Origin of the sequence: Agromyces seonyuensis (assembly GCF_009789225.1) — a bacterium.
In the GTDB taxonomy this organism is placed as follows: Bacteria; Actinomycetota; Actinomycetes; order Actinomycetales; family Microbacteriaceae; genus Agromyces; species Agromyces seonyuensis.
In genome coordinates this window covers 1-1,354 of the sequence record NZ_WSTA01000150.1, presented here as the reverse complement: position 1 = coordinate 1,354, position 1,354 = coordinate 1, and the positions used below count along the sequence as shown (strand labels likewise).

The following is a 1,354-nucleotide window of genomic DNA, read 5'->3' as shown; positions in this document are numbered from 1 at the left end:
CGGATCAGCTGAGTGCGGTCAGCGTGATCACGGCGGTGTAGGTGCCCTGCGGGGTCTCGAGCGGGAGCTTGAGATCCAGGTCGGCGCCCACGGCGGACTCGGAACGCGCGTGACCGGCATCGGCCCGTGCGAGGGTGCGCGGCACGGACAGGCCGTCGCCGCCGTCGAAGCCCGAGGCGACCGCGTCACCGGCGATGGCGCCGCCGGCGTTGTCGGTGACTTCCGGCGTCCAGCCCAGGTACTTGCTCGAGACGTCCTCGCCGCCGGCGGTGAAGTCCGACACCTGCGCCGTGAGCGTCCACGCCGGGTTGCCGGCACGGGTGTCCTGCACCCGGATCGGCACGATCGAGCCGTCCGCGGCGAAGTGGTCGAGTTCCTCCTCGGCCACGCCGAGGTCGACCAGCGACCCGGTGCCCTCCAGCCACCAGATCAGCTCGCCCGCAGCCTGCTCGGGCACCGACACGGCGATCTGCTGATCGCCCGCGGCCGGCGTGCCCGGCGCGGTGCCCGTGTAGTCGCCCTCGACCGCGCCGGCGCTGTTGCCCGCACCGAACGCCGCAGCCGGCGTGTTGCCCGAGAGCACGATCGAACCCAGCACCGTCGTGCCGGCCACCTGCAGGTTGCCCGAGTTGCCCGTGAGGTTCAGGTTCCCCGCGATCGAGTTGCCGAACGCATCCTGACCGCCCTCGGCATCCGCACCGATCAGCAGGTCGTGGGACGAACCCGACACCGTCACATCGCCCTGCACGATCGCGCCGCTGACCGACACGCCCCACGGCGAACCGTCGATCGAGACATCGCCCACGACCGACGTGCGGACCACGTCGACGTAGAACGCCTCCTGCGTCGTCAACGAACCGCCGATGGTCGAGTCCGTCACTTCCACGTCGACCCCGCCGGCGGCGACCGAGCCGCCCACCTCGAGGTCGTTCACGTAGAGGAACCCGGAATCCGTGTCCGCCGAGTACACACTGATATCGCCGGCCACGCTCGTGCCGTCCAACGACACCCCGTACGCGTCGGTGGCGATCACGTCGCCGCCGACCTCGACCGAGGTCGCGTCCAGCCAGCCGCCCGCCGCGACGATGATGTCGCCCGACACGCTCGCCCCGCCCAGCACGCAATCCGCACCGGCAGCGACCGTGAGGTTGCCGTCCACGGCGACATCGCCCAGGTCGCCCGAGCAGCTCAGATCCGCCGCATACGCCGGGACCGCGATCAAACCGCCGCCCGCGACCAGCAACGCGATCGTCGTCGCCTTCCACTTGCTCTTCATCGAAAGATCTCCTGATCCAGATCAGCCGCGAAGCGCGGCGAGGTTCTCGTAGCTGCGACCGGCATTGCCGAGCGAGTT

The 1,354-nt window shown here is 70.4% G+C and carries 1 protein-coding gene; it reads right to left on the bottom strand.

Translation table 11 applies throughout. The annotated features are described in order from the left end of the window. Nucleotides 1–4 precede the first annotated feature (4 nt). A complete protein-coding gene (locus GB864_RS17960; protein ID WP_160427051.1) occupies nt 5–1,276 on the bottom strand; it encodes an autotransporter outer membrane beta-barrel domain-containing protein in 1,272 nt (423 codons plus the stop codon). Nucleotides 1,277–1,354 lie beyond the last annotated feature (78 nt).